Annotated in this window: 3 protein-coding genes and 2 pseudogenes; all 5 read left to right on the top strand. The window is 60.6% G+C overall.

The genetic code is table 11. The features are described from left to right. Positions 1-71: 71 nt before the first annotated feature. Positions 72-164, top strand: a pseudogene (locus NFS22_RS23955) (Maff2 family mobile element protein); the annotation flags it as partial. Positions 165-176: 12 nt separating this feature from the next. Beyond that, positions 177-1,043 carry a VirB6/TrbL-like conjugal transfer protein, CD1112 family gene (locus NFS22_RS23315; RefSeq protein ID WP_251320008.1) on the top strand — a complete coding sequence of 289 codons (867 nt, stop codon included), beginning with the start codon at positions 177-179 and terminating at the stop codon, positions 1,041-1,043. Between the two features lie 53 nt (positions 1,044-1,096). After that, positions 1,097-1,870: a septation protein SpoVG family protein gene (locus NFS22_RS23310; RefSeq protein WP_251320007.1), complete on the top strand. Its 774-nt coding sequence runs from the start codon at positions 1,097-1,099 to the stop codon at positions 1,868-1,870. Continuing rightward, on the top strand, positions 1,860-2,654 hold the full coding sequence (locus tag NFS22_RS23305; RefSeq protein ID WP_251320006.1) for a DNA-methyltransferase: 795 nt from the start codon (positions 1,860-1,862) through the stop codon (positions 2,652-2,654). The genes NFS22_RS23310 and NFS22_RS23305 overlap by 11 nt, the downstream gene beginning before the upstream one ends. After that, a pseudogene (locus NFS22_RS23300) lies at positions 2,651-2,768 on the top strand (MT-A70 family methyltransferase); the annotation flags it as partial. The gene NFS22_RS23305 and the pseudogene NFS22_RS23300, both read left to right, overlap by 4 nt.

The raw sequence follows: 2,768 nt of genomic DNA, 5'->3' as shown, positions 1-2,768 counted from the left end.
CCGTCCGGCAGTCAGCCGGACAGGGAACGGCAAAATTTTTTACACTTCTTTTACTTCTTTATCTCACATGAGCAAAAAGCCAGGGCATGAAACAGCTCATGGCCGGGGGCGGCATCATCGTCATCGGCACGACCCTCATCCCGCTGCTGTCGGGGCTGTTTTAAGGGCGGCGGCTTATGGACTTTCTCACCGACTGGCTCACGGACTGGCTGAAAGAGCTGCTGATTGGCGGCATCATGGGGAACCTTGAGGGGCTCTTTGATACCGTCAATGCCCAGGTCGGAGAGATTGCGGTGCAGGTAGGGACGACCCCGGCGGCATGGAACGCCGGGGTTTTCTCCCTCATCCGCCAGCTTTCCGAGACGGTGATTTTACCCATCGCCGGGCTGGTGCTGACCTTTGTTGCCACCTATGAGCTCATCCAGATGCTCCTTGAAAAAAACAATATGCACGAAGTAGACGTGGCGAACCTCTACAAATGGATGTTCAAGACCGCGTGTGCGGTGCTGATACTTTCCAACACGTTCAATATCGTGATGGCCGTCTTTGACGTGTCGCAGAGCGTGATTTCCCGCTCTGCCGGGCTGATACAGGGCTCCACGGCGGTTTCGCCGGATATGCTGAACAACCTCCAGACCACGCTGGAGGGGATGGATTTGGGCCCGCTCCTTGGGCTGTGGCTCCAGTCCTCGGTCATCGGGCTCACCATGCAGGCGCTGGGCATCATCATCTTCGTGCTGGTGTACGGAAGAATGATAGAAATATATCTGCTGACCAGCCTTGCGCCCATCCCCGTGGCGACCCTCTCCAACCGGGAGGTGGGCGGCATGGGGCAGAACTACTTAAAATCCCTTTTTGCCGTGGGCTTTCAAGGGATGCTGATTTTAGTCTGTGTCGGCATCTATGCGGTGCTGGTGCAGGGCATCGCCGCCGGGGGCGACCCCATCGGCGCGATATGGGGAACCGTGGGCTATACGGTGCTCCTCTGCTTCATGCTGTTCAAGACCGGGACAATCGCCCGGAGCATCTTCGGGGCCCACTGATTTAGCGGCACTTCGGGACATTTTGTCCCAAAGTCCGGGAAAGGAGGCCGGATATGCCGAGACGGTACAAGCTGGACCCGGAGGGTGAAATGCGCCGGGCATGGGGCGGAAAGCTCCTGGAGGAATTTGACCAGCGGGATATGCTGGCGTTCATGGCTGAAACCGACCTGCAACTGCATGGGGCGGTATCAGCGGAAACCCTGTCCGCGATACACGCGGCAGGCTACGACTATATGGGCGGGGCGGTCATCCCCCGGCCCGGAAAGGAGGAAGAAGATTTGAGCAACGACGTATTACTTACCCCGGAGCAGATTGCCGCCGAGGAGCGCCGCTGGCTGTTCGAGTCTCCCATCGCGGAGCTGGCCGAGGTCAAGGGCGTTACCATTGACGAAGCGGTAAAGATGCGGACGGACGCTGTTCTGCAGGAGGCTGTCATCCCCATCGAGGTGTCGGTGCGGCCCATTGAGCCCCAGGGCAAGCTGATTGGTTTTGCCAGCGTCAACTTCGGCGGCGTGGTGGTGGACGATTTCAAGGTGGTGAACGGGCAGAACGGCATTTTCTTGGGTGCGCCCTCAAAACCCGACCCCACCAGCAGGACGGGCTACCGGGCCACGGTGCGTATCAATGACCGGGCCACCCAGGAGCGGCTGAACGCGGCGGGGGTGGAGGCGTACCATTCGGCGGTTGAGAAACTTATCGCCCGGGCCGAGGCGGTGCGCCCCGCGCCCATTCGGGAGCAGATGGATAAGGCGGGAAAGGAGGCCGCGCAGAAAAATGCCGCCCGCTCCGCCCCGGCAAAGGGAAAGGAGGGACGGGATGGCAGATAGCCCGGCTTTGGGACAAAATGTCCCAAACCTTAACCCGGAACCCTCCGGGCTCTACCTTATGGACGGCATCGCGGGCCTGCGTTCCCTCCCGGAGCACTCGGTAGATATGCTGCTGACCGACCCGCCCTACGGCACGACCCGCAACTATTGGGACGTGCCTTTGCCGCTCCCGGAGCTGTGGGAGGCGGTGCGCTGGGCGGTCAAGCCCTCCGGGGCGGTGCTGTTCTTCGCGCAGTGCCCTTATGACAAGGTGCTGGGCGCGTCCAACCTCTCCATGCTCCGCTATGAATGGGTGTGGTATAAAAGCCGCTGTACGGGATTTCTCAACGCCCGCCGCGCCCCGCTGAAAAAGACGGAGAACATTTTGGTATTTTACCAAAAGCTCCCCTTATACAACCCGCAGTTTGAACAGGGCAAGCCCTACAAAAAGATTGCGTCCCAGCGCGACCAAAGCCCCAACTATGGAAAGTTCGTCCGCTCCGGGAGCGGCTCGGAGGACGGGCGGCGGTTCCCGGGGAACCTGCTTTCGTTCCAGACCGTGGCCCATACCGTCCACCCCACCCAAAAGCCCGTGGAGCTGTGCGAGTATCTGATAAAGACCTATACCGCCCCCGGCGAGGTGGTGGCGGACATCTGCGCGGGCTCCGGCACAACGGCCATCGCCGCGCTGAACACGGGCCGGGAATTTATCTGCTTTGAGACGGCCCCGGCCTTTTACGGCCCGGCCACGGAGCGCATCACCCAGGCGCGGGTGGCTGTGGCCGCTGGCGGAAAGGGGGTGTGACTATCGGTAAATATAACGTGATATACGCCGACCCGCCGTGGCGGTATGCCCAAAAGGGCCTGCAAGGTGCGGCGGAGCGGCACTACCCCACAATGGGGATTGAGGAATTATGCG

The sequence above is a fragment of the Flintibacter muris genome (assembly GCF_943192995.1).
In the GTDB taxonomy this organism is placed as follows: Bacteria; Bacillota; Clostridia; order Oscillospirales; family Oscillospiraceae; genus Lawsonibacter; species Lawsonibacter muris.
Note: the sequence above shows the minus strand (reverse complement) of the source record. Positions and strands in the feature narration are given on the sequence as shown.